27 protein-coding genes, 1 other RNA gene and 1 riboswitch are annotated in these 26,192 nt (G+C 58.1%); of the genes, 14 read left to right on the top strand and 14 right to left on the bottom strand.

The annotated features are described in order from the left end of the window. Positions 1-104: 104 nt before the first annotated feature. Positions 105-944, top strand: coding sequence for a universal stress protein (locus ACR0M2_RS11140; RefSeq protein ID WP_170350980.1), 840 nt, complete (start codon positions 105-107; stop codon positions 942-944). Positions 945-982: 38 nt separating this feature from the next. Here ACR0M2_RS11140 and ACR0M2_RS11135 read toward each other — a convergent pair whose 3' ends face one another. Both ACR0M2_RS11135 and fnrL read right to left on the bottom strand, forming a co-directional pair. Further along, entirely contained in the window at positions 983-1,234 is a 252-nt protein-coding gene (locus ACR0M2_RS11135) for a GlsB/YeaQ/YmgE family stress response membrane protein (RefSeq protein WP_170378377.1), read from the bottom strand. 74 nt (positions 1,235-1,308) lie between these two features. After that, a complete protein-coding gene (gene fnrL, locus ACR0M2_RS11130) occupies positions 1,309-2,052 on the bottom strand; it encodes a transcriptional regulator FnrL (protein WP_170350982.1) in 744 nt (247 codons plus the stop codon). 61 nt (positions 2,053-2,113) lie between these two features. Here fnrL and hemN point away from each other — a divergent pair, with 61 nt between their 5' ends. The 3 genes from hemN (at position 2,114) to ACR0M2_RS11115 (ending at position 6,151) form a co-directional block, all read left to right on the top strand. Further along, positions 2,114-3,469 carry an oxygen-independent coproporphyrinogen III oxidase gene (gene hemN / locus ACR0M2_RS11125; protein WP_170350983.1) on the top strand — a complete coding sequence of 452 codons (1,356 nt, stop codon included), beginning with the start codon at positions 2,114-2,116 and terminating at the stop codon, positions 3,467-3,469. A gap of 174 nt (positions 3,470-3,643) precedes the next feature. Further along, the gene (locus ACR0M2_RS11120) at positions 3,644-5,575 is read left to right on the top strand and encodes an elongation factor G (RefSeq protein WP_170378373.1); all 1,932 of its coding nucleotides are present in this window, start codon (positions 3,644-3,646) and stop codon (positions 5,573-5,575) included. A 96-nt stretch (positions 5,576-5,671) separates the two neighbouring features. Next, on the top strand, positions 5,672-6,151 hold the full coding sequence (locus ACR0M2_RS11115; RefSeq protein ID WP_170350985.1) for a DUF995 domain-containing protein: 480 nt from the start codon (positions 5,672-5,674) through the stop codon (positions 6,149-6,151). Positions 6,152-6,179: 28 nt separating this feature from the next. Here ACR0M2_RS11115 and ACR0M2_RS11110 read toward each other — a convergent pair whose 3' ends face one another. From ACR0M2_RS11110 to ACR0M2_RS11090, 5 genes are all read right to left on the bottom strand, one after another. Further along, the gene (locus tag ACR0M2_RS11110; protein WP_170378372.1) at positions 6,180-7,757 is read right to left on the bottom strand and encodes an ABC transporter ATP-binding protein; all 1,578 of its coding nucleotides are present in this window, start codon (positions 7,755-7,757) and stop codon (positions 6,180-6,182) included. After that, positions 7,754-8,860, bottom strand: coding sequence for an ABC transporter permease (locus ACR0M2_RS11105; RefSeq protein WP_170362297.1), 1,107 nt, complete (start codon positions 8,858-8,860; stop codon positions 7,754-7,756). The genes ACR0M2_RS11110 and ACR0M2_RS11105 overlap by 4 nt, the downstream gene beginning before the upstream one ends. Further along, positions 8,861-9,946, bottom strand: a complete 1,086-nt coding sequence (locus ACR0M2_RS11100; RefSeq protein WP_170350988.1) for a microcin C ABC transporter permease YejB — start codon at positions 9,944-9,946, stop codon at positions 8,861-8,863. Positions 9,947-9,955: 9 nt separating this feature from the next. Then, positions 9,956-11,794: an extracellular solute-binding protein gene (locus ACR0M2_RS11095; RefSeq protein WP_480705312.1), complete on the bottom strand. Its 1,839-nt coding sequence runs from the start codon at positions 11,792-11,794 to the stop codon at positions 9,956-9,958. Between the two features lie 236 nt (positions 11,795-12,030). Then, positions 12,031-12,540 (bottom strand): c-type cytochrome, encoded by a 510-nt coding sequence (locus ACR0M2_RS11090; RefSeq protein ID WP_170351131.1) that lies wholly within the window; start codon positions 12,538-12,540, stop codon positions 12,031-12,033. Positions 12,541-12,659: 119 nt separating this feature from the next. On the opposite strand from ACR0M2_RS11090, the gene ACR0M2_RS11085 reads away from it, so the two are divergent. Beyond that, positions 12,660-13,493 (top strand): prephenate dehydratase, encoded by an 834-nt coding sequence (locus ACR0M2_RS11085; RefSeq protein ID WP_170350990.1) that lies wholly within the window; start codon positions 12,660-12,662, stop codon positions 13,491-13,493. A gap of 10 nt (positions 13,494-13,503) precedes the next feature. On the opposite strand, the gene ACR0M2_RS11080 is transcribed toward ACR0M2_RS11085, so the two are convergent. Genes ACR0M2_RS11080 through nudC form a run of 3 tightly spaced genes read right to left on the bottom strand, consistent with a single transcriptional unit; the run spans position 13,504 to position 15,470 of the window. After that, on the bottom strand, positions 13,504-13,971 hold the full coding sequence (locus ACR0M2_RS11080) for an N-acetyltransferase family protein (RefSeq protein WP_480705107.1): 468 nt from the start codon (positions 13,969-13,971) through the stop codon (positions 13,504-13,506). A gap of 10 nt (positions 13,972-13,981) precedes the next feature. Next, positions 13,982-14,449, bottom strand: a complete 468-nt coding sequence (locus tag ACR0M2_RS11075) for an SRPBCC family protein (protein ID WP_170350991.1) — start codon at positions 14,447-14,449, stop codon at positions 13,982-13,984. 40 nt (positions 14,450-14,489) lie between these two features. Beyond that, entirely contained in the window at positions 14,490-15,470 is a 981-nt protein-coding gene (gene nudC / locus ACR0M2_RS11070; RefSeq protein ID WP_480705105.1) for an NAD(+) diphosphatase, read from the bottom strand. A 189-nt stretch (positions 15,471-15,659) separates the two neighbouring features. On the opposite strand from nudC, the gene ACR0M2_RS11065 reads away from it, so the two are divergent. Both ACR0M2_RS11065 and ffs read left to right on the top strand, forming a co-directional pair. Then, complete coding sequence (locus tag ACR0M2_RS11065) at positions 15,660-17,540, top strand: bifunctional 2',3'-cyclic-nucleotide 2'-phosphodiesterase/3'-nucleotidase (protein ID WP_480705103.1); 1,881 nt, start codon at positions 15,660-15,662, stop codon at positions 17,538-17,540. Positions 17,541-17,579: 39 nt separating this feature from the next. Beyond that, positions 17,580-17,678, top strand: an RNA gene (gene ffs / locus ACR0M2_RS11060) — signal recognition particle sRNA small type. 32 nt (positions 17,679-17,710) lie between these two features. Here the strand turns inward: ffs and ACR0M2_RS11055 are convergent. Next, entirely contained in the window at positions 17,711-18,568 is an 858-nt protein-coding gene (locus ACR0M2_RS11055; protein ID WP_480705101.1) for an alpha/beta hydrolase family protein, read from the bottom strand. Between the two features lie 135 nt (positions 18,569-18,703). Then, positions 18,704-18,924, top strand: a riboswitch (cobalamin riboswitch). 83 nt (positions 18,925-19,007) lie between these two features. On the opposite strand from ACR0M2_RS11055, the gene ACR0M2_RS11050 reads away from it, so the two are divergent. Continuing rightward, complete coding sequence (locus tag ACR0M2_RS11050; protein ID WP_480705099.1) at positions 19,008-19,415, top strand: hypothetical protein; 408 nt, start codon at positions 19,008-19,010, stop codon at positions 19,413-19,415. Between the two features lies 1 nt (position 19,416). Here the strand turns inward: ACR0M2_RS11050 and ACR0M2_RS11045 are convergent, their stop codons facing one another. Next, entirely contained in the window at positions 19,417-19,911 is a 495-nt protein-coding gene (locus ACR0M2_RS11045) for a protein-tyrosine phosphatase family protein (RefSeq protein WP_480705097.1), read from the bottom strand. A gap of 133 nt (positions 19,912-20,044) precedes the next feature. On the opposite strand from ACR0M2_RS11045, the gene ACR0M2_RS11040 reads away from it, so the two are divergent. The 3 genes from ACR0M2_RS11040 (at position 20,045) to recR (ending at position 23,043) form a co-directional block, all read left to right on the top strand. After that, positions 20,045-21,805 (top strand): DNA polymerase III subunit gamma/tau, encoded by a 1,761-nt coding sequence (locus ACR0M2_RS11040; protein ID WP_480690642.1) that lies wholly within the window; start codon positions 20,045-20,047, stop codon positions 21,803-21,805. Positions 21,806-22,040: 235 nt separating this feature from the next. Beyond that, the gene (locus ACR0M2_RS11035) at positions 22,041-22,385 is read left to right on the top strand and encodes a YbaB/EbfC family nucleoid-associated protein (RefSeq protein ID WP_170350997.1); all 345 of its coding nucleotides are present in this window, start codon (positions 22,041-22,043) and stop codon (positions 22,383-22,385) included. Positions 22,386-22,449: 64 nt separating this feature from the next. Next, positions 22,450-23,043, top strand: a complete 594-nt coding sequence (gene recR, locus ACR0M2_RS11030; RefSeq protein ID WP_170350998.1) for a recombination mediator RecR — start codon at positions 22,450-22,452, stop codon at positions 23,041-23,043. 34 nt (positions 23,044-23,077) lie between these two features. Here the strand turns inward: recR and ACR0M2_RS11025 are convergent, their stop codons facing one another. Beyond that, on the bottom strand, positions 23,078-23,599 hold the full coding sequence (locus ACR0M2_RS11025) for a hypothetical protein (RefSeq protein ID WP_170362305.1): 522 nt from the start codon (positions 23,597-23,599) through the stop codon (positions 23,078-23,080). A gap of 102 nt (positions 23,600-23,701) precedes the next feature. On the opposite strand from ACR0M2_RS11025, the gene ACR0M2_RS11020 reads away from it, so the two are divergent. Next, entirely contained in the window at positions 23,702-24,190 is a 489-nt protein-coding gene (locus tag ACR0M2_RS11020; protein ID WP_170351000.1) for a hypothetical protein, read from the top strand. Here ACR0M2_RS11020 and ACR0M2_RS11015 read toward each other — a convergent pair. Continuing rightward, positions 24,187-24,816 carry a ribonuclease T2 family protein gene (locus ACR0M2_RS11015; protein WP_480705096.1) on the bottom strand — a complete coding sequence of 210 codons (630 nt, stop codon included), beginning with the start codon at positions 24,814-24,816 and terminating at the stop codon, positions 24,187-24,189. The genes ACR0M2_RS11020 and ACR0M2_RS11015 overlap by 4 nt on opposite strands. Positions 24,817-24,946: 130 nt before the next feature. Between ACR0M2_RS11015 and ACR0M2_RS11010 the strand changes: the two genes are divergently transcribed. Together ACR0M2_RS11010 and ACR0M2_RS11005 are read left to right on the top strand one after the other, a co-directional pair. After that, positions 24,947-25,708, top strand: a complete 762-nt coding sequence (locus ACR0M2_RS11010; RefSeq protein WP_480705094.1) for a DUF1013 domain-containing protein — start codon at positions 24,947-24,949, stop codon at positions 25,706-25,708. A 54-nt stretch (positions 25,709-25,762) separates the two neighbouring features. Then, positions 25,763-26,155: a hypothetical protein gene (locus ACR0M2_RS11005; protein ID WP_170362307.1), complete on the top strand. Its 393-nt coding sequence runs from the start codon at positions 25,763-25,765 to the stop codon at positions 26,153-26,155. Positions 26,156-26,192 lie beyond the last annotated feature (37 nt).

Below are 26,192 nucleotides of genomic sequence, written 5' to 3'. Positions count from 1 at the left end.
CTTTGATCTGTGTCAAGACAATACACTGATTTCTGTGACAATCGTAAACTGACAACTGGGCCATAGGGCCGCAGGTACATGAGCCTGAAAGACAAGAGGTCAAAATGGCATACAAATCTCTTCTCACGGTGATGACAGACACGAACCACAGTGACGCGCCTCTGGCCCAGATGGCCGCTCTGACTGCTTCGCAAGACGCGCATGCCGAGGCTTTGTGTCTGGGCGTCGACCGCAGCCAGACGGGATATTACTACGCCGGCGCAAACGCCCTGATACTCCAGGAAACACTGAGCCGCGCGAATGCCGAAGCCGAAGAGGTGCTGGCCTATGCCAAAGACTATCTGGGCAAGACTGGAATCCGCTGGTCCGCCGAAAGCGGTGTTGCCCAGATCTCGGATATCGGGCGCCACGTGGCGCACCGCGCGCGGTTTTCCGATCTTGTCATTCTCCCGCAACCTTACGGACCTGACCGCGACGCCGAGGCCGAACCCATTGTCGAAGCTGCCATGTTCGAAGGTCACGCGCCTGTTCTAGTCGTTCCTGACGATGCAACCCCGTTCGCACGACCGGGCAACATCCTGATCGGCTGGAACGAGAGCGTCGAGGCCATGCGGGCCATCCGCCGCGCCCTGCCGTTTCTGACGCAAGCCGATCTGGTGCGCATCGTCGTGATTGATCCGCCGCGCCACGGCCCCGACCGCTCGGACCCTGGTGGGATGCTGTCGCAGATGCTGGCCCGCCATGGCGTGAAATGCGAAATCGACGTGCTGAGCAAGACCATGACGCGGGTATCCGATATCCTGAACCGCCACGCCGCAGATACCGAGGCAGACATGATCGTGATGGGAGCCTACGGACACTCGCGGTTCCGCGAGGCCATTTTGGGCGGCGCGACACGGAACATGTTGGAACAAGCCACGGTACCGGTGTTCCTGGCTCACTAGTATAGGCTGTTACAGAAAACCGCCCCTTGGGGCGGTTTTTACCTTTTCACCAATCCGATCAGAAACAGAAGGATGATCGCACCGATGGTGGCGAAGAAAATAGTTGAAAGGACACCGCCTCCAACAGCAAAGCCCAGCGCGGGAAAGATCAAACCGGCCAAAAACGCGCCTACAATGCCGACGATGATATTGCCAATCAGGCCAAAGCCGCGGCCTTCCATGATCTTGCCCGACAGCCACCCGGCGATCGCGCCGATGAACAGCATCGCCAGAATGCTACTGAATCCCATGACTTACTCCTGAGGTCTGCTTCAAATGACCCCAGTTAAACATGGCCAGCCGATCCAGTCACGCTGCAAGCGTGTCAGACCAGAAAACCTCCATCCGAGTCGTCGCCTGCCTCTTCCATCAGGCGGCCCATATCCGGAATCGTCACGTGGCGTTTGCCTTCCAACGTGATGACCTGATCCTTTTTCAGGGCCGAGATCTGCCGACTGACTGTTTCCAGCGTCAGCCCAAGGTAGTCCGCCATCGCCTCGCGGGTTAGCGGAAGGTCAAACACGATCGGCCCCGTGTTTCCCTTTTGATTGATCGACGCATCGCGCCGGGCGATAATCGACAGCAGGCTGGCAATCTTTTCTCGCGCAGTCTTGCGCCCCAGCACCAACATCCACTCGCGCGCGGCGTCCAGCTCGTCCAGCGTCATTTGCAACAGCCGGTGTGCAATATGCGGGGTATTGCTCATCAAGTCTTCGAACGGCTTCTTGCGAAAACAACACATGACCAGATCGGTTGTTGCCAGCACATCATATGGCGCAGAATCGCGGCCTGGCCGCCCGACGAAATCACTGGGCAGCAAAAGGCCGACCATCTGGGTGCGACCGTCTTCCATTGTCTGGGTCAGCGAGGCGATGCCTGACACGACAGAGCCCACAAAATTCATCTGATCCCCCGACCAGATGATCGTCTGGCCCGCCTCAAAACTGCGATAGTATTTAATGCCTTCAAGCTCTACCAGCTCGTTCGCATCACAGTGGGCGCATACTGCACGATGCCGGATGGGGCAATCTCCGCAGTTTGTATGGTCGAATTTGAGTATCGGTGTCATGCACGTTTCCACTTGATCTCGGTCAAAGCATCTAGACGTTCCGTCCCTTAAAGCTATCGCTATGATAGTGAAACCACAATTGGCCAAGCTTGGACTATTTGACGCGAAAGTCCCGCGTTATACAAGCTATCCCACCGCCCCCCACTTCAGCAATGACGTGGGGTCAAGCCTTTATTCCGACTGGATTTCCGGCCTGAAGCCGGGCAGCGAGGTGTCGTTGTACATCCATGTCCCGTTCTGCCGCAGGCTGTGCTGGTTCTGCGCCTGCCGCACGCAAGGCACCCAAACCGACAACCCGGTGATTGCCTATGTGGACGTTCTGAAAGCCGAGCTTGACCTGCTGGCTGAACGCCTGCCCGAGGGCATTACCCTGTCGCGCCTGCATTGGGGTGGCGGCACGCCAACCCTGTTGAACCCGGATCTGATGCGGGATCTGGCCGCGCGGATTCTGGATGTCGTACCGCTGGGCCCGAATGCCGAGTTCTCGGTCGAGATCGACCCGAACGAGATTGATGAGGCCCGTCTGGACGCATTGGCCGAGGCCGGGATGAACCGCGCCTCGATCGGGGTGCAGGATTTCGACGACGAAATTCAGAAGACCATCGGGCGTATCCAAAGCTATGACGTCACACGCAAAGCCGTGGACATGATCCGCGCCCGTGGGATCAGCAGCCTGAATGCGGATATCCTGTATGGCCTGCCGCACCAGACCAAATTGCGGATGACGGAAAGCGTGCAGAAACTTCTGTCGCTCAGCCCGGATCGTGTCGCGCTATACGGTTATGCCCATGTGCCATGGATGGCCAAGCGGCAGCAACTGATCCCCTCAGATGCCCTGCCGACCCCCGAAGAACGTCTTGATCTGTTCGACACCGCCCGCCGCCTGTTCATGTGGGATGACTATGCCGAGATCGGCATTGACCATTTCGCCACGCAGGATGACGGCCTGACCCATGCGCTCAAGGCCGGGCGGTTAAAGCGGAACTTCCAGGGCTATACCGACGATCAGGCCGAGGTTCTGATCGGGGTTGGTGCCAGCTCTATCTCGCGCTTTCCGCAAGGCTATGCCCAGAATGCGCCCGCAACATCTGCCCATACCAAGGCGATTCGCGAAGGGCGGTTCTCGACCTCACGCGGGCACTTGTTCAAAGGGCAGGACGTTCTGCGCGCCCGGCTGATCGAAGCGCTGATGTGCGATTTCCAGATCAATACAGCCGAGGTTCTGGGCAATCACGACATCACCGGGCCAGAGTTGCAAGCTATGTATCAGGCTGCCAATACAGCCTTTGACGGCCTGCTGCGGATCACCGAAGATGGCTTGTTCATCCCGCCCGAGGCCCGGCCGCTGACCCGCATGATTGCCCGCAGCTTTGACGCCTATGACCTGAGCTTGGCCGGCCACAGTTCGGCAATCTGACATCAAGGCAGGTCAGGGCTTGACGCGGCGGGTCGGTTTTTTCCACACTTGCAGGGCGGGCGGAACCCGCCCGCACCGAGGCAGGCCCAATACCAGACAGTTCGCGCCAACGCATTTGCGTAAGGCTATCCCTTTCGTGCAGCCGATCTGCAATTTGAAAGAGGGACAGCACCCATGCGCGTTTTCACCGTCCTCGGCCCCAGCCAATCGGGCAAAACCACTCTGGTCGAGGCCATCAGCCGCCTCGACGGCCGGTCCACCACATTCGACGTATCCGGAACCGTGCATTTGCACGGTTTTTCTTATTTAGACGAACCCTGGTGCGCCATTGATGTCGATGGCGGCGGCGATAATCTGGCCTATGTCGGCCCTGCCATGGCAATCTCGGACGCCGCCGTGGTGGTCGTGCCGCCCGACCCGCTGGCCGCCGTTCTGTGCGCCCCATATCTGCGACTGGTCGAAGAGGCTGGCATTCCCTGCTTCCTGTTCATCAACCGTATGGACAACCCCAATGGCCGGATTCGCGACATCATTGCGGCGTTGCAGACCTATTGCACCCACCACATCGCCCTGCGCCAGGTGCCGATCCGCGAGGGCGACACGATCGTCGGTGCGGTTGATCTGATCTCGGAGCGGGCTTGGAAATATCAGGAAGGCCAGCCCTCAGCCCTAATTGAATTGCCGCAATCGGTCGAGGACCGCGAACAGGAGGCCCGCACGGAATTGTTGGAAACCTTGTCAGATTTCGACGACAACTTGCTTGAGCAATTGATCGAAGACAAGCAACCGCCCAGCGCCGAGGTTTACGATCTGGCCGCACAAGTGCTGCAGAACCACCAGTTGATACCCGCCTGTTTGGGCGCGGCCAGCCATGGAAACGGGCTGACTCGTTTGATGAAAGCCCTGCGGCACGAGGCCCCGGAGTTTGACATAGCCGCCGGGCGCGACGAAGCGGCAGAAAACGCCCGCGCGATCGCTGGCTTCGCGGATGTAAAAAAACATATCGGCAAGATCGTCGTTCTGCGCGGGCTGGGCGCAGGTGTGAAAGCGCATGAGAATCTGGGCGGCGAAACCGTCGGCAACCTGACTACGCTGGACGCCAAGACGCAGATTGCCGAGCTACCAGCTGGGCAAATTGGGCTCGCCGTGAAATCCGATCACCTAAATCCCGGCAATCTCTATGACAGTTCTTCGGCGACACCTCTGCCCGAATGGGCCGGCTCGCACCCGGCAGCGCATCGTCAGATCGTGTCGCCCACCCATGAGCGAGACGACGTGCGCCTGTCTAACGCACTGACCCGTCTGGTCGAGATCGACCCCGGCCTGCATTTGGAACAGGACGAACTTAGCGGTCATGCAATTCTGGGTTCACAAGGTCCGCAACACATGCGTCGTGTCACCGCCAAACTAGATGAGGATTTCGGGATCGAGATTACTGCCGACGCGGTCGAGACCGCTTATCGCGAAACCATTCGCGCACCCGTCGAACACCGTCACCGCCACCGCAAACAATCTGGTGGGGCTGGACAGTTCGCAGACGTAGTAATCTCGGTTGCGCCAATGCCGCGGGGTTCGGGGTTCCAGTTCGAGGAAATCGTAAAGGGGGGCGCGGTGCCCAAGAACTATATTCCATCGGTCGAGCACGGCGCCAAGGATGCGTTGGTGCAGGGGCCCGAGGGCTTTCCAGTGGTGGATGTGAAAGTCACGCTTAGCGATGGCAAGCACCACAACGTGGACAGCTCGGACTATGCCTTCCGTACCGCAGGCAAGAATGCTGTGCGTGAAGCCCTGCCACAGGCCAAACCAGTGGTCCTGCAGCCGATCCTGAGTGCCGAAATCCACCTGCCGTCGGATTTTGTAGGCGATCTGGTTCCGACCATAAGTTCGCTGCAAGGCCAGGTTCTGGGCTTTGAAGGTAATCCCAACGCCTCAGGCTGGGAGATCTTCAACGCCCAATTGCCCGCCGTGGCCGAGGACGAGTTGCACCGAACCCTCGCCAGTGCCACACGTGGCACCGGTTGGGTCAAGCTGAACTTTGATCACTATGAAGAGCTGCGCGGACCACTTCCGAAAAGTGCAGCGCGCGAGGCCGCCAACGCACAGTGAAATTCTCAAAAAACCTCTGACCGGCACCCCGGTCAGAGAATACACAGGAGGGCCGCCCCGCATTTCAGGTTTGTTATTTAAAGAGGAGCCGCAGTTATGGCGTATTCAACAACCGTCCTGACGACATTTGTAGTCGCGGCCATTTTTCTGGCTGCCGGGGAAAGCCTTGCCAAGGGGAAACCCAAAGGCGCAAAACGCACTGACCCACAAACGATAGCTCAGCTCTATTCCGGCAAGACAACAAATTGGAGACTTGGAGGGTCGTTCTATTGGGCTCCTAACGGCACCTTACAGGGGATAGGGCAAAAAGAAGGCGCCGTTGGCATTGGGCGATGGTACGTCACAAACAGAGGTAAACTGTGTAACGAGACTGACTGGTACTGGTTCGAAAACGGGGCGAGGCAATACAAACGTTTCGAAGAATGTTGGGAGTTTGTGACAGCCCCGGACGGAACAATCTGGGAGAGGTTTATCCCTGAGAAGTCAAACTGGTATCGCCACAGTATCCGATCGCAAGTCAGAGGCAACCCGCACCAGAGAAAGTTCAACAAATTGAAGAAAGATCTGGGTCTATAACCCTTTGCCGCGCGGGTAGGAACTCACCCTACCCCGCTGCCGCAATCAGTTCACGGGTATAATCTGTCTGAGCATTTTCGAACAAATCTTCAGCCGCACCCATTTCGATGACATCTCCGTTCCGCATGACAATCACCTTGTGAGACATCGCCCGGACCACCTTCAGGTCGTGGCTGATGAACAGATAGGCCAGCCCGTATTTCCGCTGAAGATTGCGCAAAAGATCAACGATCTGCACCTGCACCGTCATGTCCAGCGCGCTGGTCGGTTCGTCCAGTACCAGTAGCTTGGGCCGCAACACCATGGCGCGCGCTATCGCGATACGCTGACGCTGTCCGCCCGAGAATTCATGCGGGTATCGGTCCATTGCCGCCGGGTCCAACCCCACTTCGGTCATCACCTCGGCCACCAATTCGCGCGGGGCACGGTGGGGGTCGACCTTATGGATCGCCAAGCCCTCGGCAATGATCTGCATGCAGGTCATCCGCGGGCTAAGGCTGCCAAACGGGTCCTGGAACACGATCTGCATGTCTTTGCGCAACCGCCGCAACTCTCGCGTGGACCAGCGGCGCACGTCCTGTTCGCGGAAAGTGATGGCGCCTTCGGACGCAATCAGGCGCATGATCGCCAGCGCCAGCGTCGTCTTACCAGACCCGCTTTCACCGACAATGCCTACCGTCTCGCCCGCGCGCACGCTAAGCGTGGCGTCGTTCACTGCCTTCACATGGCCCACGGTCCGTTTCAAAAACCCGCGCTGGATCGGGAACCAGACCTTCAGGTGATCGGTACGGGCGACCTCTTCGGCCTCGGGGGCGACGGGGTCGGGATGACCCGAGGGCTCGGCCCCCAGCAGTTTCTGCGTATAGGGGTGCTGCGGGTTGTTGAAGATCTCGGCAGTGGCGCCGGTCTCGACGATCTCACCATCCTTCATCACGCAAACCCGGTCGGCGATGCGCCGCACAATTCCCAGATCATGGGTGATGAACAGCATCCCCATATTCTCTGACTTTTGCAGCTCGGCCAACAACTCCAGAATCTGAGCCTGAATGGTCACGTCCAGGGCAGTTGTCGGTTCATCCGCGATCAGAATGTCGGGCTTGTTGGCCAGCGCCATTGCGATCATGACCCGCTGCCGCTGCCCGCCGGACAACTGGTGTGGATAGCTGTCCAACCGATCCTGCGGATCACGAATCCCCACCTTGGTCAGCAGTTCGACAATACGTGTGCGTGCCGCATCTCCGCTCAGACCCTGGTGCAGGGCCAGCGATTCTGCCATCTGCTTTTGGATTGTGTGCAGCGGGTTCAACGAGGTCATCGGCTCTTGAAAAATAAAGCTGATATCATTGCCGCGCACGTCCATCAGCTTGTCTTGCGAGGCGCCGATCATCTCATCACCGTCATAGGTGACCGAACCTTCGACGATCGCACTGTCCCCCAGCAACGACACGGTGGACAATGCCGTAACCGACTTGCCTGATCCGGATTCCCCCACAAGTGCGACGGTTTCCCCCCGGTCCACGGTGAACGAAACACCTTTGACCGCCGCGCTCACCTGCCCGTCCTGCTTGAACGAGACCTTGAGGTTGTTCACATCCAAAAGGCTCATGAGAAGGTCTTTCTGGGATCAAACGCATCGCGAACGCCTTCAAAGATGAAGACCAGCAGCGATAGCATGATGGCAAAGGTGAAGAACGCAGTGAAGGCCAGCCAAGGTGCCTGCAGGTTTTGTTTCGCCTGCAAGGTCAATTCCCCCAGCGACGGCGCCGAAGACGGCAAGCCAAAGCCCAAGAAGTCCAGCGAGGCCAATCCGCCAATGGTGCCAGTGACGATGAAGGGCATGAATGTCAGCGTCGCAACCATCGCATTGGGCAGCATATGACGGAACATGATGGTCATGTTTCCGACGCCCAACGCCCGCGCCGCACGAACGTATTCCAGATTGCGCGCCCGCAGGAACTCAGCCCTAACGACGCCGACCAATCCGGTCCAACTGAACAGGATCATCAACGCCACCAGCAGCCAGAAACTTCGACCCAGAATGGCGAACATGATGATGATCACGTACAGCGATGGGGTGGCCGACCAGATCTCGATGATGCGCTGAAAGACCAAATCCAACCAGCCGCCGAAAAAGCCCTGAATTGCACCGGCGAAAATGCCAATCAGGCTGGCGGCCCCTGTGACCATCAATGTGAACAGGATCGACAAGCGGAAGCCATAGATGACCCGAGCCAACACATCGCGCTTGGTGTCATCGGTTCCCAACAGGTTCTGCCCATTGGGCGGCAGCGGTGCGGCCCCTGGACGATCCACACTGGTGTTGAAGGAGTATGGAATCAGCGGCCAGATCGCCCAACCGCGTTCAAACCCCTCGGCCTGAAAGGTCCCGTCTTTGATTTCGTCAATGATCCCTTCTGGATCGTCGAAACACTCCTCAAGCCCGCCGCTGTCGATCAGACACTGCACCTCGGGATCGCGATAGATTGCTTCGGTTTGGAAATCCCCGCCGAATTCAGTTTCCGGGTAAAAATTGAAGATCGGCGTATAAAGCTCACCCCGATATTTCACCAGGATCGGCTTGTCGTTCGCGATGAACTCGGCAAACAGCGAGATACCGAACAGTACCGAGAAGATGATCAGCGACCAAAAAGCCCGGCCATTGCGCCGGAAATTACGCCACCGGCGCTGATTGAGGGGGGAAAGCGCCATTTACCCCTCCCGCTTTTCGAAATCGATGCGCGGGTCGACCAGCACATACATCAGATCGCTGACGATACCGACGACAAGACCCATCAGGCCAAAGATGAACAGCGTGCCAAAGATCACCGGGTAGTCGCGTGCGACTGCCGCCTCGAACCCCAGACGGCCCAGACCATCGAGTGAGAAGATCGTCTCGATGATGATCGAACTTCCGAAGAAGACGCCAATGAATACCGCCGGGAAGCCTGCGATCACGATCAGCATGGCATTGCGGAACACGTGGCCATACAGCACCCTGCCCTCGCTCAAACCTTTTGCGCGAGCGGTCATGACATATTGCTTTTTGATCTCATCCAGAAACGAGTTTTTGGTAAGCAGCGTCAGCGTCGCAAAGGCGGAAATCGTCAGGGCAATGACCGGTAGTGTGATGTGCCAGAAATAATCCGCGATCTTGCCGATCAGGCTAAGGCTGTCCCAATTGTCCGAGGTCAGCCCCCGCAGCGGGAAGATTTGCCAGTAGGACCCACCGGCAAACAGCACCAGCAGCAGGATCGCAAACAGGAACCCAGGAATAGCATAAGCCACAATGATGGTGCCACTGGTCCAGGTATCGAACTTTGAACCATCCTTGACCGCCTTGCGAATACCCAGTGGGATCGACACCAGATAGGCAATCAATGTGGACCACAGGCCCAGCGAGATCGAAACGGGCATTTTTTCCAGCACTAGATCAATCACGCTGATCGAGCGAAAATAACTCTCGCCGAAGTCCAGCGTCATGTAGTTGCCCAACATGTCAAGGAACCGTTCGACCGGAGGTTTGTCGAATCCAAATTCCTTTTCCAACTCTTCGATAAATTCGGGCGGCAATCCGCGCGCGCCGATATAGCGGTCATTCACGCTGCTGGTTTGCTGCTCGATATCGCTGCCGCCGCCTGCGATGCCTTCGAACACGTCACCGCCCCCTTGCATCTGGGCGATCATCTGTTCAATCGGACCACCTGGGACAAACTGAACCAGCGTGAAATTGACGATCATGATCCCAAGCAATGTGGGGATGACCAGCAACAGGCGTCTTAGAATATATGCTCCCATGGGGGCGGATTACCTCAACGCGCCCGAGGATTTCAACTCGGCTTCTTTCTCGGCGTTGATCCACCACAGGTCTTCCACGCCCAACGCATAGGGTGGCAGGTTTTCCGGGTATTCGTACATGTCCCAATACGCGACCCAATATTTGCCCAGATACCATGTTGGAACCATGATCCGCTTGGCCCGCAGAACACGGTCCAACGCGCGGACATTGGCGAAAAGCTCCTCGCTTTCGGTGGCGGCAACGATGTTGTCGATCAATGGTTCAATATCGGGACCATGCGCACCCGACGGATTGAATACGGAATACGAGGCCGCCTCGGTCCCGAATTGCTGATACAGGCCAGTCGAAGGCTGCAGTGATTTCGGATACCCGCCGACGATCATGTCAAAATCCCGATCCCGGCGGCGCAGCGTGAACTGGGCATTGTCCACCCGGTTATACAGCGCGTCGATACCCATTGCCCGCAGGTTGTCGACAAAGGGCTGAACAATGCGATCCAGCGTCGGCTGGTCCGACAAAAACTCGATCGACAACACTTCGCCCTTGTCGTTCCGGCGAATGCCGTCATCACCAACCAGCCAACCGGCCTCGTCCAACAGCTTCATCGCCGCGCGCAGGTTGCGACGGTCGTTCTGACGCGCCGGGCGCGATTCATGGGCGCTGACCGGTTCCTCGGTCAGAACGTCCGGGTCCAACGCATCGCCGAGGCTTTGCAGCACCTCCAATTCACGCCCTTCGGGCAGGCCAGTCGCCTCAAGGTGCGTGCCTTCCCAGAACGAACTGCGCTGTTGGAACAACCCGTACTGCAGGCTTTCGTTGGTCCATTCGAAATTATAACCAAGCTGGATGGCTTCGCGAACACGCGGATCCTGCAACTGTGGGCGATCAAGATTCATGATGAAGCCCGACGCAGATGGCACGTTTCCATTCGCCAACTCGTCCCGAATGACTGAGCCGTTCGCAATGGCCGGAAAATCATAGGCGGTCGCCCAGCTTTTCGAGTTGTTTTCCTGCCGCAACGTGAACGTGCCTGCCTTGAATCCCTCCATCGCGGCAATCGAGTCACTGAAGTACTCGATCCGGATGGTGTCATAGTTGTTGCGACCCACGTTTACGTTGACGTGATCGCCCCAATAATCGGGGTTGCGCTTGTAAATGATGCGCCGGTTGATGTCATAGCTGTCCAGAACATAGGGGGCCGATCCAACCCCCTGAACCAAACGCGGTTCATCCAGACGCCGGTTTTCCGGGTCTGCTTCGAACCAGGCTTTGGAAAACACCGGCGTTCCGCCCACCTGCGAGATCAGTGCCCGGCGCGAGATATCCGGTGCGAAATAGAATTTGACCCTATGTTCATCCAGCGCCTCGGCGCGTGGGATACGTTTGCGCACCGCATCTGCATAAGATTTCAGCCCCTGATCCAGCAGCAGATTGTGGGAAAACACAACATCCTCGGCTGTCACGGGGCTGCCGTCGGAAAACCGGGCCTCGGGCCGCATGTTGAAAATAACCCAATCCTGACTTTCGGGGTATTCCAGGCTTTCGGCCAGCAACCCGTAATAGGCCGCGGGCTCATCATAGGATGGAACCAGCAGGGTTTCGTATTGGTCAGCAGACCGCGCACCCGCGCGCCCTTTCCGCGTAAACGGGTTCAAGCTAGAGAACGTACCTTGTGCGGCATAAGATAGCTCTCCCCCGCGCGGGGCCTCGGGGTTCACATAGTCGAAATGAGCGAAACCTTCGGGGTATTTCAGATCGCCGAATTCCGAAAATCCGTGGCTTTTGATTATCTTTTCTTCCGCAAAAAGCTGCGCCGAGGTCAGCATGACCACAATCAACCCGAACATCAAAGCGTGCGACCAACCCTTAATATCCACCGAGCGCGCCTGTGCAGTAAGTCGATTGGATATCATTTTGCTCATCCTCTGGGTCGTTGTGTCTTTTATCTTGTTCGCGCCAGCTAAATGACCAGCACTGTCAGGTTCAAGTTTAGAATGCGTGAACACTTTGTGAAGTTTTTCTTAGGCAAAAAAAAGCCGCTGCGCGAGGCAGCGGCTTAGAAAATCATGCTTTGATCAAACGATCAATTGCCGATGGTCTGCAGATACGCGATCAGATCGGCGCGCTCTTGCGGTTTTTTGAGGCCTGCAAAGCTCATCGAAGTACCCGAGATGTAAGCACTTGGGCGCTCGAGGAACGCATCCAGCGCTTCGGGAGTCCAATTGCCTCCATGGGCCTGCATCGAGGCTGAATAGCCGGTGAAGCCGTTGGCTGATGCAACCGGGCGATCTACGACACCGTACAAGTAGGGGCCGGTACCGTTTGCGCCGTCCTCCAGCTTGTGGCAGGCGGTGCATTTTCGGAAGACACGGGCGCCTTTTTCCGGATCGGCGGCGGCCAGCATATCTTCGAAGACCACCTCTTCACCGTCGGCGCTTTCACCAGCGCTTTCGGTTTCGATAATGTAAGAGGCTGTCTCGCCATGCCCATCCGCATGGTAAAGAACTTCGGCACCCCATTTGGCCAGAAGAAGCACCAGGAAGGTGCCAAACAGGCCTGCGGCGGCCTTGGTAACTGTCATCGTGTCGAACATTGATCGCGAGTCCATTTCAGCTGTCTGCGGGGTGTCTAAGGCTTCCCCTTGCAAGAGGCAAGGTATAGACACCGCGACTAAACGCCCAATTCTAGAACTTGTTGCACGGAATCGACCAAATGAGCAATCGTATCGCATTTCAGGGAGAACCAGGCGCCTATAGCCACGAGGCCTGCCGCAATGCACGCCCCGATATGGAGGCCCTGCCCTGCCGTACTTTCGAAGATGTGATCGAATCGGTTCGGTCAGGCGAGGCTGATCTGGCGATGCTGCCGGTCGAAAACACCACCTATGGCCGGGTGGCGGATATTCACCGCCTGCTGCCCCATAGTGGGCTGCACATCATTGATGAGGCCTTCGTACGCGTGCATATCAATCTGCTAGCCGTCCCCGGGGCAACGCTTGAAGATATCACCGAGGCGCATTCGCATTTGGTTCTACTGCCGCAATGCGCAGGCTTTCTGAAAGAACACGACATTCGCGGCCGCGTCAGCCCCGACAACGCGCGCGCCGCGCGTGAGGTCTCGGAGCAAGGTGATTTGCATTCTGCGGCACTGGCCAGTGAGCTGGCGGGCGAAATCTATGGGCTGAACGTGCTGGCCCGTCACATCGAAGATCAGGACAACAACACCACGCGGTTCCTGGTTATGTCGCGGCAGGCGGACATGTCCCGACGCGGCCCGCATGGCATGATCACCAGCTTCGTGTTTCAGGTGCGCAACATTCCGGCTGCGCTGTACAAAGCGATGGGCGGCTTTGCCACCAACGGTATCAACATGACAAAGCTGGAAAGCTATATGGTCGACGGGTCATTCACCGCGACCCAGTTTTATGCCGATATCGTCGGGCACCCCGAAGACCGCAACGTGCAGCTGGCTATGGAAGAGCTGGAGCATTTCACCACCAATGTCGAAGTGCTGGGCGTCTATCCCGCAGCGCATTCGCGCGGGTAACCGCCTGGTTTCATCTAACTGTGTGGGCTTTGCACACAGCCCCTTCGTGTGATCTGTAATCGATAAACCCCATTGCGGCGTAATAGGCCAAACCTTCGGCGTTACTCGCCGCAATGGTGGCGTCGATGGCGGGAATGCCCTGCTCTTTGGCAACCTTCAATGTCGCCTGAAACAAGGCCCGCCCCACCCCGCAACGCGCGGCCGAGGGTCGAATGTGGGTACCAATGATTCCCCAGCCGACTTGTACTCCGTAAGGATTGGCTGCGACCGCCCGTTTCATGGACTGGAACCCCAAAAGTCGGGTTTCGCTGAGTGCCAAGACACATGTCAACTGATCCGGGTGCCCGACATAGTTCGTCAGTACAAAGCCCGGGTCACTCGGTCTTGTGCGTTTTCCGGCAGCAGTGATTTCATGCAACACGTCTGAAATGCCTTGGACGTCGTCCAAACCGGCCTGTCGGATGATCAGATTGTCCATTTGCCTCCTGTCAGGAACCGTGCAGATGGCGTTCTTCCATCTCGCGCGCGAACTCGCTGAGCCGCAGTTGGAATTGTCGTCGGAACCGCGACTGGCCTAGTCTCAGTGACTGCAGCAACAACCGGGCCGGCAGAGTTTTCGCCGCCAGCGCCATCTCGACACTCAAGCGGGTGCGGCGCTGCGACAAGGCCAGAAACTCGACAGTTGTTGTCCCGTTCATGCCCTTGCTTGCTGCCTGAAACCGCATCAAGGCAGGCGGGTCGCATTCAGCCATCTCAATCGCAACATGGCGGGGCTTGCCACGCAGGTTGAACTCGGTTTCCCACTGCGTACCGGGCACAACACCCATATGACCCGACATGCGCCTTACTTCGATCCCCCGGCGCATGGCCATGCGTTCGAACCGCTCAAAGTCAGCGACCATTTCGAACACCGCATTGATCGGGGCTTCGATATCTTCGCGTGCTGTAAACTGCATGATGGTTCGTGGGTCTCTTGTCTATTGGCCTAGTATTTTGTCAGTCCAGCGTATCTGCAAGCCAGTTTTGCAGCAGGAAATGCGCAATGGCCCCCTTGCGAGCTGGCAACAGGACCGGGTGCTCCCCGGCAAAGGCCTGCATCATCTCGGGCTTGCTGACCCACATTGCATCTTCGATTTCCACCGGATCAATGGTGATCTCGCGCGACAACGCCTCACCCGCGCAACCAAACATCAGCGAGGCCGGGAATGGCCAGGGTTGGCTGGATAGATAGCTGACCGGGCCAACCGACACACCTGCCTCTTCCATCACCTCACGTCGAACCGCTGCCTCAAGCGTTTCTCCGGGCTCGACAAATCCAGCCAGCAGGGAATACATCCCCTCGGGCCAGCCCGGTGACCGCCCCATCAAAACCGAATCCCCATGGGTGATCAGCATAATGACCACCGGATCGGTGCGCGGAAAATGCTGCCCACCGCATTCGGCGCAACTGCGCTGCCATCCAGCTTGGGATACTTCGCTGGGTGCGCCACAACGGGCACAGAACCGATGCGTTTCGTGCCAGCCAATAACGGCCTTGGCGGCCGCAGCCAATTCCGCATCGCGGGCAGACAGCCGGGTCATGATCCGGCGCAACTCAGCAAAGACATGGCCTGTTGGCAGGTCCGGGTGCTGCTGTTCCGACGGGTCGATAAAGGCACCGACCTGCGACATGTCCAGCCCCTCGGGGGACCAGCCCGAGATATCCAGCGCAAAAACCGGATCACCGTCTGAAAGTCCCAGAAATACAGGTTCTTCAATACTGCCGCCCGGGCCGCTTTGTACCAGTCCGTGGGTCATGGGAATCAACCCCAGGTGGTCCAGTGCTTCCCCCTGAACCAGCGGCTTACCACGCCACAGCAACAGGCAGGTCGCTTGCGGATGCGCGCGCACCTGCGCCAAATGGTCTGCATTCCCTCGAATATGCGCCGCGCGATCAAGGCCCGAGCTGCCAAATGTCACCAGTTCCGCGTGTTTCATAGGATTTCCCTTGGGTCGTCGGCACAGGGCTGCCACGGCTGCCCTTTTGTTGCAATGCCAATGTTGCAATGCCAATTCGCACCACCCGAAAACTTGAAGTCGTCAATTGACTGAAAGCACGCTATGCAAGTTGCATTTATTATACTTTTTGGAGAAAATGATTAACATATAACCGCCAGAAGTAGAAATTTGACACATCCCCTTCTCCCGTCCCGCGCACCACTGAAGATACGGGTTCTGGCAACATCCGATCTGCATATGAATCTATGCGGCTTCGATTATTATTCGGACACCCCCGACCCCTCAATCGGATTTACCCGCACCGCCAGCCTGATCCGCGCAGCCAAGTCCGAGGCCGAAGCGCAGGGTGCTCTGGTGGTTCTGTGCGACAACGGAGATTCACTGCAAGGCACGCCACTGGGGGAATGGGCGGTTCAATCCGAAAATGCACCGCACATCCTGATGCAAGCATTTTCCGAGCTGGGTTATGACGCAATCGGCCTCGGAAATCATGATTTCGGCTTTGGGCTGGAAACGCTGGACCGTGTAATTGCAGATGCTGCGTGCCCGGTGATTTGCAGCAATGCACACCGACAAGACGCCCCCTCCTGCTGGCAAGATCATGCGATTTTGAATCGAGAAATAAAATTTTATGATCAACATGTTACGCTGAAAATTGGTGCGTTCTCAGTCCTGCCACCGCAGACAGCCAAATGGGAAGCACACTTGCTGCAAGGCAAGGTCGTCATCGAAGATATCCTGACCTGCGCCGCACAAAAAGTGACGAATCTGAAAGCGCAGGGTTGCGATTTGATCCTTGCATTGGCGCATACAGGGATAGGGTCGGCCGAACCGGAAACGGGTTTGGAAAATGCCGTCATCCCGCTGGCCGGTATCGAAGGAATTGATGCGCTGATTGCCGGGCATTCACATCTGACACTGCCCGGAAACGCACATGACGGGATTGAGCACGTCGATGCAAATCGGGGTCTGGTTCACGGAAAGCCGGTGGTCATGCCCGGTGCGTCCGGGTCATTTCTGGGGGTGATCGACCTGACATTGGACAGGGCGGGAAATGGCCATTGGACCGTTCAGGATCATCGCGTCAGTCTGCAGTCGATATGCCCAACCAAACCCGACGGCTCACCCAAGCCTATCCAGGAAGACCCTGTTTTGGCGCGCCTTTTCGCCCGGGGCCATTCGGAAACTCGGCGGCGCACGGCGCAACCCGTTGGCCAGACCGATAAGCATTTGCACAGCTATTTCAGTTTTTGCGCCCCGGACAGAGGTTTGGTTCTGACCGCCGCGGCCCAGGCAGCAGCCCTGCGGCCCTATCTGCAGGACACGTCATTTGCGGATTTTCCTGTTCTGTCCGCGACCGCGCCTTCAAAGTTCGGGGGGCGTGCCGGCCCCCGGTTTTTCACCGACGTCCCGCCCGGCCAGATATGCCTGCGCCATGTCAACGACATGTATGCGTTTCCCAATGAGCTGCAGGCGGTAGTTGTCACCGGAGAGCAGATCAGCGACTGGCTTGAGATGTCTGCAGGCGTGTTCAACCAGATTACGCCGGGACATCAGACCACATTGGTCGACATCAACAGGGCGGGGCATAATTTTGATATTATACAGGGGCTTACTTATCAATTTGATCTCTCTCAACCGGCTCGGTTCGACGCTGGCGGTCACTTGATCGACCCCGTCAACCGGCGCATTCGCAACATTCGCTTTGACGGCCAACCGATGGCCGCCGATCAACGGTTCGTCGTCGCACTGAACAATTACCGTGCCAATGGCGGGGGTCACTTTCCCTTTGTGGATCAGGCCGAGCCCATCGCGCTGCCGAACCTGCCTGTTCAGCGCGTCTTGCAGGACTATCTGTCCGGCGCACTGCCGCAAGATCCCTTGCAATATGCGTCCTATCCTTTTGGCTTTGCCCCGATGCAGGGCGCGACTGCGCTATTAAGAACCGGTCCGAAGGCACAAACCCACATTGCCGAGCTTGAAGAATATGACCCTCACGTCGTCGGAGAAGACGATGAGGGCTTTTTGCTGATCCGTTTGGCGCTCTGACGGGTTGTGTTTCCTGCGCCCGTTGCCTATATCAGACCCCGAGAGGTTGGCGCGGGCGAGCGCCTCGCCAACCTGGTCAGGTCCGGAAGGAAGCAGCCACAACGAGCCCCGCTTGGGTCGATGTCCAACCTCTCACTTAAACTCCCGACATTGAATTGTTGCGAACAGGCCTAGGCAATCAACCGTGGCCAGACAGCCGAATTGCGCCGGGCAAAGGCACCGATATGGCCAACCTCGGACAGTCCGAACTCGGCCGGAGACAACAAATGGCGGCGTGCGTTGGGCCCGTACAGATCAGCCAGCCGCCAGACCGCGTTCTTTGGCACCAGATCGTCATCCTCAAAGCTGAACAGATCCACTGGTGTGTCTGACTGTGCCCAGCGGGCCTCGGGCAAGGACACGCCAATTTCGGGCAGGTAGTTGCGCGGCGCAGTACACCAGCGGCGCCACTGCCAATAGACGCTAGCAGGCAGGTTCGATCCGAATCCTAGTGCCTTGCCCGGCAGGTAACCCAGCGCTTTTACGGCCAGGGGCGCGTGTCCGTACCAAAACAGCAAAGCCAACGCCCGATAAGGCCAGGGATGGTCCGACACAGTCACCGGCCCGGCGCAGACGCAGATCATACGGTCGATCTGATCAATATCGGGTTGAATCGGCCCCAGCATACCGCCGACGGAATGGCCGATGCTCCAGTGCTGCGCGTCGGGGTATCGCCTGCGCATCTCGGCCCGAGCCGCAGGCATGTCGATCAGCGCCCAATCCGCCATCGTGGCCTGAGCTGACTTCAATGGCTTGCTCTGCGAATGACCGAAATCGCTGTAATCATAGGTCAGACAGGCAATGCCATGTTCCGCAGCCAACCAGCGTGCGAAATGCTGATAATAGTCGCGCGGCACTCCGGTGGCGCTGTGGATCACCACTGCGATCCCAGGTTCGGCCACCGGCAGGTACAGCCGAGCCGACAGTTGGGTCGAACCAGAAGGAAACTGAAAATCCTCGGTTAAAACAGCTTGTGCGGTATCCAGCATGGCGCCCTCAATCTGAACCGATTAGTTCACCACCCCAAACGGCATCTTTTGCCACCCTAAGTCAATCCTGTTTCCGCATGACCACGCGTCCACTTTGCCCTACCAAAAGGCGGCTTGACTCAGGTCACTCCTACCCGCTAGCGATTGGGTGATGGTTCTCGTCCCCGGTCCCCGGGGCGGGATGAAAAGGGAACACGGTGCGGTTCTGCCCGGAAAACCGGAACGAACCAAGGCCGCGACTGCCCCCGCAACTGTAAGCGGTGAGCAATGCCGAAACACCACTGGCCGCAAGGCTGGGAAGGTCGGCAACGCAACGACCCGCAAGTCAGGAGACCTGCCATCGAACAAGAAACCGAAACTCGGACGGGGTGTCCGGGCAGGTCGTCAGCACGCTGCCACACCTGATCCATGCCCCCGTTCCACGCGCGGAGGGCGCAATATGATCTGGAAGACAAAGACACACCAATTTACCGCAACCGTTTGCCAACGCACAGGAAAAACCTGCCCGGCGCTGGCACAGATGGCGCGCGCGATCGTGCAGGCGATGGATGCTGCCGTTCCGGCGACGACGCCTGATTTTGAGTTCGACGGCAGCACTGAGCTGGCCTATTGCACGCAAGGATGCAGCGCACGGTTTCGCGCTCAAAAAGACCTGATCCGGGTCTTTTGTGGATCAAGCGAGGATGCGCCCCTCGAGTCGCTGGATGTTTTCGCAGATATGATGTTCGGCCCGGATGTGACCATGCGCCCCGCAGGCATGCTAACCACCCCACCCTGCGCCATGCTTGAGGTCACAGCGATCCCGCCCAACCCGGTGGCACAGGCAGAACGACAGGTGGCGCTCTGATCTAGTCGCGCGTCCGCCCAAGGGCTGCCCATTTCATCTGGCCGTCGGTCTCGACGGCGCAGGACCGCACCGCACGCAAACGGGTCAACGCTGTCTCGGGGTCTTCGCCATGCTCGACCATAAGGCGCAGCACGATCATCCCGGACCGGCCACAGCCGCCCCGGCAATGCACCAGCACCCGCCCCCCGCGGGACAGAATATCAGTCGCCGCAGGGCTGACACTGCCCCACGCCGCGTCAACCTCAGGAGGCGGCGTACCGAAATCCGCAACCGGCAGATGCACCCATTCGATATTGAGTGCGTGCAGGTCTTCGCCAAGCCCACTTGCGCCCTCTTGCAGTATTTCGACCTCGGTGGTCATCGAGATCACAAGATCCGGCTGCCAGTCGCGGATCGTTCCCAAGTCCCGCGTATACCCGCCACCGCGCCCCGGAAGGGGCGACAAGGCAACGGTGCCGTTTCCAATCTGAACTGAATGAAGTGCGAACTGGCTCACTACGGACCCTCCCTGATACTCGCTTCTAAGGCGTGCAAATTGTGCTGCAAACCGAAATTCACCCAAGCCTGCTGTGGACGCGGGCGGCAGGGGTCTCTACGCTGCATCGGAACCCGAATCCGACAGAGCAGATATGAACGACACGCCCAGCCCCGCCTATCAAGTTCTTGCCCGCAAATACCGCCCGGAAACCTTTGCCGATCTCGTCGGTCAAGACGCAATGGTGCGCACGCTGAAAAATGCGTTCGAGGCCGACCGGATCGCGCAGGCTTTCATCATGACCGGCATTCGCGGCACCGGCAAAACCACCACGGCACGGATCATCGCCAAGGGCATGAACTGCATCGGCCCCGATGGTGAAGGCAAGCCAACGACTGAGCCCTGCGGCCAATGCGAACATTGCGTGGCCATTATGGAAGGCCGCCACGTTGACGTGATGGAGATGGACGCCGCCAGCCGTACTGGTGTGAACGATATCCGCGAGATCATCGACAGTGTCCGCTATCGCGCCGCCAGCGCGCGCTACAAAATCTATATCATCGACGAGGTCCACATGCTGTCGACCAGCGCGTTCAACGCGCTGCTCAAGACGCTTGAAGAACCACCCGAGCATGTGAAGTTCATCTTTGCCACCACCGAGATTCGTAAAGTGCCAGTGACGGTTCTGTCGCGCTGCCAACGGTTCGACCTGCGCCGGATCGAACCCGAGGACATGATCAGCCTGCTCGGCAAGATCGCGGCGGCTGAAAACGCTCAGATCGCGGATGACGCGCTGGCGCTGATCACCCGTGCAGCCGAGGGTTCGGCCCGGGACGCGACCTCGCTGCTGGATCAGGCGATCTCGCACGGTGCGGGTGAAACCAGCGCCGATCAGGTCCGCGCGATGCTGGGCCTGGCTGATCGCGGTCGGGTACTGGACCTGATGGACATGATCCTGCGCGGGGACGCTGCAGGCGCACTGACCGAGTTGGGCGGGCAATATGCCGAAGGAGCCGATCCGCTGGCCGTGCTACGCGATCTGGCCGAGATCACCCATTGGGTCTCTGTGGTTAAAATCACGCCAGACGCAGCCAATGATCCCACCGTTTCGCCGGACGAGCGCGCGCGTGGTCAACAAATGGCCGAGGCCCTGCCGATGCGCGTCCTGACCCGGATGTGGCAGATGTTGCTTAAAGCGCTCGAAGAGGTCTCGGCGGCCCCAAATGCCATGATGGCAGCTGAAATGGCAGTGATCCGACTGACCCATGTGGCTGACCTGCCCAGCCCGGAAGAGTTGATCAAACGTCTGCAAGACACGCCCCCACCGCCAAATGGCGGACCCGGTGGCGGGATTCCGGCGCCATCGCATGCCGCGGTTCAGACGCAAGTGCCGGTGTCATCTTCTTATTCAGCTCCCGCCCATGGTGGCGGCAGCGGCGCTCCCAGCGCGGCGTTGGCGCAGGATGTGCAGGCCGCCCTGGCACGTTATCCGACCTTCGATCATGTGGTCGAACTGATCCGCGCAAACCGGGACGGCGTGCTTCTGGATGAGGTCAAGCGGTCTTTGCGGCTTGCAGCCTATCAACCCGGGCGTATCGAATTCCAACCGACCCAGCGTGCCTCGGCCCAGTTGGCGCAACGTCTGGGGACCGCCCTGCAGCGATGGACCGGCAACCGCTGGGCAGTCACTGTCGTCAACGAAGGCGGTGGCGAGACGATCTATGAAAAGGAAAACGCGGCTGAGGAAGCATTGAAGGCAGAAGCCCGCGAACACCCGCTGGTGCAGGCGGTTCTGGCCCAATTCCCGAAGGCGCGGATCAAAAGCATCGAAACGCCAGAGCAACGCGCAGCCAAGGTCGAAACCGAAGCCCTGCCCGAGGTCGAAGACGAATGGGACCCGTTCGAGGAAGACTGAGCCACTTCAACACACACACCCGAAATTCTCCCGCGCCCGCCACGGGCCATCGGCTGACGCCGATCGCCATGAGCGGCCTTGGGCCCGGCAGCGCGGGCTTTGTCCGCGCTGCCGGGCCCAACGGGAGGAAAGGTCTTTCAAAGACCTTGACGACGGGCGGGAGCAACCCCACCCCCTTGTGCCACACGGGTACCGCCCGTATTTAGGCGACAAAGCGATACACAGGAGAATACCGATGCTCAAAGGACTCGGCGGTCTGGGCGACATGGCCAAGATGATGAAATCCGCGCAGGACTTGCAGGCCAAGATGACCGACATGCAGGAAGAGCTGAACAACATGATGGTCGTTGGCGAATCCGGTGCAGGACTGGTGAAGGCCACCGCCACCGCAAAAGGTGAGCTGAAAGGTCTGGACATCGACCCATCGATCTTTAACGGCGACGACAAGGAAGTGGTCGAGGACTTGATCCTGGCCGCCATCAAGGACGCACAAACCAAAGCGACTGAACGCGCACAGGCCGAAATGGCGAAGCTGACCGAAAGCATGGGCCTGCCCGCAGACATCAAGCTGCCGTTCTGATACACCCTCCTGACGGATCATCGGCCGGGCGCCCCTGCCCGGCCCATTTGCAGGAGCGCCCTCGGTGAGTTCGAACAGCGATATCGACAACCTGATCGATCTGATGGCCAAGCTGCCGGGCCTAGGCCCCCGCTCGGCCCGCCGCGCGGTTTTGCACTTGATCCGCAAGCGCGCCCTGCTGCTGACACCCCTGTCGGACGCCATGCAGCAAGTTGCCATCACCGCCCGCGAATGCCTGAACTGCGGCAACGTCGGCACCACCGATATCTGTGACATCTGCGACAGCGAGGACCGCGCGACCGGAGAGCTATGCGTGGTCGAAGACGTGGCCGACCTGTGGGCAATGGAACGCGCAGGCGTATTCAAGGGCCGTTATCACGTTCTGGGCGGCACGTTGTCGGCACTGGACGGTGTCGGCCCGGACGAACTTCGCATTCCTCGCCTCAAGGACCGCGTGACAGCCGAAGGGATCACCGAGATCATCCTCGCCCTGAACGCCACCGTCGACGGCCAGACCACCGCGCATTATATTGCCGATCAGTTGGAGGGACAGGTCCGCCTGACCTCGCTGGCGCAAGGCGTGCCGATTGGCGGAGAGCTGGATTATCTGGATGACGGGACGATCACGGCTGCGTTGAGGGCGCGGAAAGAGCTTTGATCTTGTCAGGTGTTCCGTTTGACAAGTGCTCAAGCTAATTTCTGGTGATATTGCATTGCACCAACCATTCATACGGCAGAACATTGACCGCGACGTTGTTCGGCAGTTGATAAAATGACATGCTCCGATAACTCCAAGCATATGGAACGCAGTCTTTTAGGGCTGCTGCATGTAAATAGAACTGAAACTCTCTTGGCGCATTTCGAAGCGTTTGAAAGAACGAATTCCTAAACTCTACGTCCGCACCGAAGGCATTGATTTCTCGGGCACGTAGAAAGCTTGTATACGACCCGACAAACACGCCTGAAAGGCTCATAGCCATGACAATAAACACCGGCAGGGTCACTTGGGACTTGAAACCAAGCTTACTTAAGAACGCACCAACAAAAAAACCAAAAAAACCGCCGAGAAACACAAAAGCCAACCAAAATGGGGCACCCAATCGACCGTTCCAAATCGTAATAAATGCTATTGGCTGAAAAACACCTCCGAACAGGAATAGAGAAGTCATAGAGTATGCGAAAACGCTGAATAGCGCGGTGAGCAACAGCTTCATCGGCTCCAAGTCACTGTAATTTCTTACAAAGAAGTTATACCTTTGTAATTCAATAAAAAATTAATAACGTCAATAGAACCCTATTAGTTTGAGAGTTGTTTGATGACCCGCCTTCTCGCCCTCACAATCGCCGCCTTCACCGCAACTGCAGCTTGGTCGCAGGAACTCATCGACAAAGGCTTTGTCGAAGGCTGGAACATCATGATGGACCCCGCGCTTGGAAATGGGTGCCTGATCCAGACGATCTATCAGGATCTCTCGGTGGTGCGTATCGGCTATGACGCGTTGGACAATCGCGGGTATTTCGCCGTCTACAACAAGGCCTGGGGCGATATTGAGCAGGGTAAGAGTTACCCAATCCGCTTCGAACTCGATGGTAAAAGCTTTGATGCCACTGCCATCGGCTTCAATCAGCGTGACGTGCCGGGCGCGACAGTGTTCTTTACCGACCGCAGTTTCGTCAACGCCATCGCGCAGAACAAAACCATGACCGTCTATAACCCGGCCGGTGAGGTGGTGATGGCGATTGATCTCAAGGGCACCGCCAAAGCGCTGGACTATGCCCGCGACTGCCAGAACCGGAAGCTCTAACGAATCGGATCGAACAGCGCGTCCTTGGCTGTGCAATCGCGGATAACGTCGCGGCCACAAGGCACTGGATTAAGGTCGCGCGACAGGCACAGACGGACCTCTTCAATATAGCCCTGCTTGCAGGTGATTGTGATCATGTCCCGCTCTAAACCGGGATTGGCCTTCAAAAACGCCTCTTCGACCACCGAGGCGGGTAACTTGACCGATGTCTCCAATTGGCGGAACACCTGCGGACGCACAACTCCGTCATAAGCCTGCCGAGACAGCGCGAAATAGTCGGGCGCGGACAGCCCCGAACAGGTTCCGTGCTTTTTCCACTGGTGCCACGCCAAACCCGAAGAGCCCTGAATATCCGTCATTTCGCGTGTCATGCGGCGCGTTGGCGGTGCCTCAGCCGTGCGACAGAACGCCGGCCAACCCTGGTGATATTGCGGCCACAACCCATGCAATATCCAACCGTGATCACGGCGCGCATCGCATTGGTCCGACCCGCGCGCATCGCCTTCGCGGGCGCACCAGTTGGGCGACCAGCTTAACGACAGAACGTAGTAGTCGAACTCGCCAGCCTTCTCTCCGTCTGCCAGTGCGGCGACCGCGCTCAAGACCCACAAAATCACCCAGCGCATTCGCCTCTTCCCTTCTTGCCTTGCCGCGACTATATAGGCCCCAAGTTCCCCGACAACGGAAACCTGCCCCAAAACCACGGGGCCGCCGAATTCCGGCGACGGGACAGATGTATTTATAGGAGACGGGCTGATGGCAAAACCGCTTATGGCCAAGGCAACAGCCGTATGGCTGGTGGACAACACCACGATCAGCTTCAAGCAGATCGCGGATTTCGTGGGCATGCACGAGCTGGAAGTGCAAGGCATCGCTGATGGCGACGTGGCCGTGGGCGTGAAAGGGTTCGATCCCATCGCAAACAACCAGCTGACCCAGGATGAGATCGACTCGGCGCAGGGTAACCCGCTGCATAAGCTGAAGCTCAAGTTCAACCCCGCTGCCAGCGGTGAAGAAAAACGTCGTGGTCCGCGCTATACCCCGCTGTCCAAACGGCAGGACCGTCCGAACTCGATCCTGTGGCTGGTAAAGTTCCACCCCGAGCTTAGCGACGGTCAGATCGCCAAGCTGGTCGGCACCACCAAGCCGACCATACAATCGATCCGCGAGCGCACCCACTGGAACATTTCGAACATGCAACCGATCGACCCGGTTGCGCTGGGCTTGTGCAAGCAATCCGAGCTGGACGCCATCGTTCAGAAAGCCGCGGCCAAGAAGGCAGCCGAAGGTGGCGTCATGAGCGATGACGAACGCCGCAAGCTGGTTTCGACCGAACAGTCGCTGGAAATGGACGCAGCACCCAAGATCCCGACCGCCATCGAAGGTCTGGAAACCTTCTCGCTGTCTGACGAGCCTGTGGAAGAGAAAGAAGAAGAGCCGGTCATCGACGCCGACAGCTTCTTCAACCTGCCCAAAGGCGGGACCGAGGACGAAGACGAAGACGATCTGCGCCCCTAAGGCACAGATGGCCCCGGTCCGAACAGGCTGGGGCTTTTTTCCCGCAGGGGTTCCATGCTGACCATCTTGTCCAAAATCTTTGGCCCGCACCGCGCCGTATCGATCTATGCTTTTTTGAAGACATGGGGTTTGTTGGCGGTTGCAATCGTCGGCACCATCTCGATTGCTACCGCATTGCTGGTTTTCAATGACAACGGCGCGCACGAACATGACTCGTACCTGACCGTTTCGGTTCTGTCGGCAACCCCCGTGAACGGTGACTTGAAGAACGGTGTCATAGCCTCGATTCAATTGCCGGATGGGTCGGCCACCTCCATCAACGAACCCAAAGAGCATGTCGCACGAACAGTAGGCACCACAGCCTGTGTTGAAAAACGTGTCTACGTAAACAGCGGAGAGGCACGGTACAGGTTCAAATTGCCGAGCCTGTGCGAGGCCAACCAATAAGCAAAACCGCCCGGAGGTATCTCCGGGCGGTTTTTCC

Source organism: Ruegeria sp. BE10, assembly GCF_056538905.1.
Note: the sequence above shows the minus strand (reverse complement) of the source record. Positions and strands in the feature narration are given on the sequence as shown.

Bases quoted from the DNA above. Each gene is read 5' to 3' on its own strand.
- ACR0M2_RS11075 (WP_170350991.1), bottom strand. From the start codon at position 14,449: ATGCAGTTTACAGCACGCGAAGATATCGAAGCCCCGATCAATGCGGTG.
- ACR0M2_RS11005 (WP_170362307.1), top strand. From the start codon at position 25,763: ATGCTGACCATCTTGTCCAAAATCTTTGGCCCGCACCGCGCCGTATCG.
- ACR0M2_RS11105 (WP_170362297.1), bottom strand. From the start codon at position 8,860: ATGGCGCTTTCCCCCCTCAATCAGCGCCGGTGGCGTAATTTCCGGCGC.
- ACR0M2_RS11025 (WP_170362305.1), bottom strand. From the start codon at position 23,599: ATGAAGCTGTTGCTCACCGCGCTATTCAGCGTTTTCGCATACTCTATG.
- fnrL (WP_170350982.1), bottom strand. From the start codon at position 2,052: ATGACACCGATACTCAAATTCGACCATACAAACTGCGGAGATTGCCCC.
- ACR0M2_RS11040 (WP_480690642.1), top strand. From the start codon at position 20,045: ATGAACGACACGCCCAGCCCCGCCTATCAAGTTCTTGCCCGCAAATAC.
- ACR0M2_RS11015 (WP_480705096.1), bottom strand. From the start codon at position 24,816: ATGCGCTGGGTGATTTTGTGGGTCTTGAGCGCGGTCGCCGCACTGGCA.
- ACR0M2_RS11055 (WP_480705101.1), bottom strand. From the start codon at position 18,568: ATGCTGGATACCGCACAAGCTGTTTTAACCGAGGATTTTCAGTTTCCT.
- ACR0M2_RS11010 (WP_480705094.1), top strand. From the start codon at position 24,947: ATGGCAAAACCGCTTATGGCCAAGGCAACAGCCGTATGGCTGGTGGAC.
- ACR0M2_RS11140 (WP_170350980.1), top strand. From the start codon at position 105: ATGGCATACAAATCTCTTCTCACGGTGATGACAGACACGAACCACAGT.
- ACR0M2_RS11085 (WP_170350990.1), top strand. From the start codon at position 12,660: ATGAGCAATCGTATCGCATTTCAGGGAGAACCAGGCGCCTATAGCCAC.
- ACR0M2_RS11115 (WP_170350985.1), top strand. From the start codon at position 5,672: ATGGCGTATTCAACAACCGTCCTGACGACATTTGTAGTCGCGGCCATT.
- ACR0M2_RS11020 (WP_170351000.1), top strand. From the start codon at position 23,702: ATGACCCGCCTTCTCGCCCTCACAATCGCCGCCTTCACCGCAACTGCA.
- ACR0M2_RS11135 (WP_170378377.1), bottom strand. From the start codon at position 1,234: ATGGGATTCAGTAGCATTCTGGCGATGCTGTTCATCGGCGCGATCGCC.
- ACR0M2_RS11050 (WP_480705099.1), top strand. From the start codon at position 19,008: ATGATCTGGAAGACAAAGACACACCAATTTACCGCAACCGTTTGCCAA.
- ACR0M2_RS11090 (WP_170351131.1), bottom strand. From the start codon at position 12,540: ATGTTCGACACGATGACAGTTACCAAGGCCGCCGCAGGCCTGTTTGGC.
- ACR0M2_RS11035 (WP_170350997.1), top strand. From the start codon at position 22,041: ATGCTCAAAGGACTCGGCGGTCTGGGCGACATGGCCAAGATGATGAAA.
- ACR0M2_RS11120 (WP_170378373.1), top strand. From the start codon at position 3,644: ATGCGCGTTTTCACCGTCCTCGGCCCCAGCCAATCGGGCAAAACCACT.
- ACR0M2_RS11095 (WP_480705312.1), bottom strand. From the start codon at position 11,794: ATGTTCGGGTTGATTGTGGTCATGCTGACCTCGGCGCAGCTTTTTGCG.
- nudC (WP_480705105.1), bottom strand. From the start codon at position 15,470: ATGAAACACGCGGAACTGGTGACATTTGGCAGCTCGGGCCTTGATCGC.
- hemN (WP_170350983.1), top strand. From the start codon at position 2,114: ATGATAGTGAAACCACAATTGGCCAAGCTTGGACTATTTGACGCGAAA.
- ACR0M2_RS11080 (WP_480705107.1), bottom strand. From the start codon at position 13,971: ATGGACAATCTGATCATCCGACAGGCCGGTTTGGACGACGTCCAAGGC.
- ACR0M2_RS11100 (WP_170350988.1), bottom strand. From the start codon at position 9,946: ATGGGAGCATATATTCTAAGACGCCTGTTGCTGGTCATCCCCACATTG.
- ACR0M2_RS11110 (WP_170378372.1), bottom strand. From the start codon at position 7,757: ATGAGCCTTTTGGATGTGAACAACCTCAAGGTCTCGTTCAAGCAGGAC.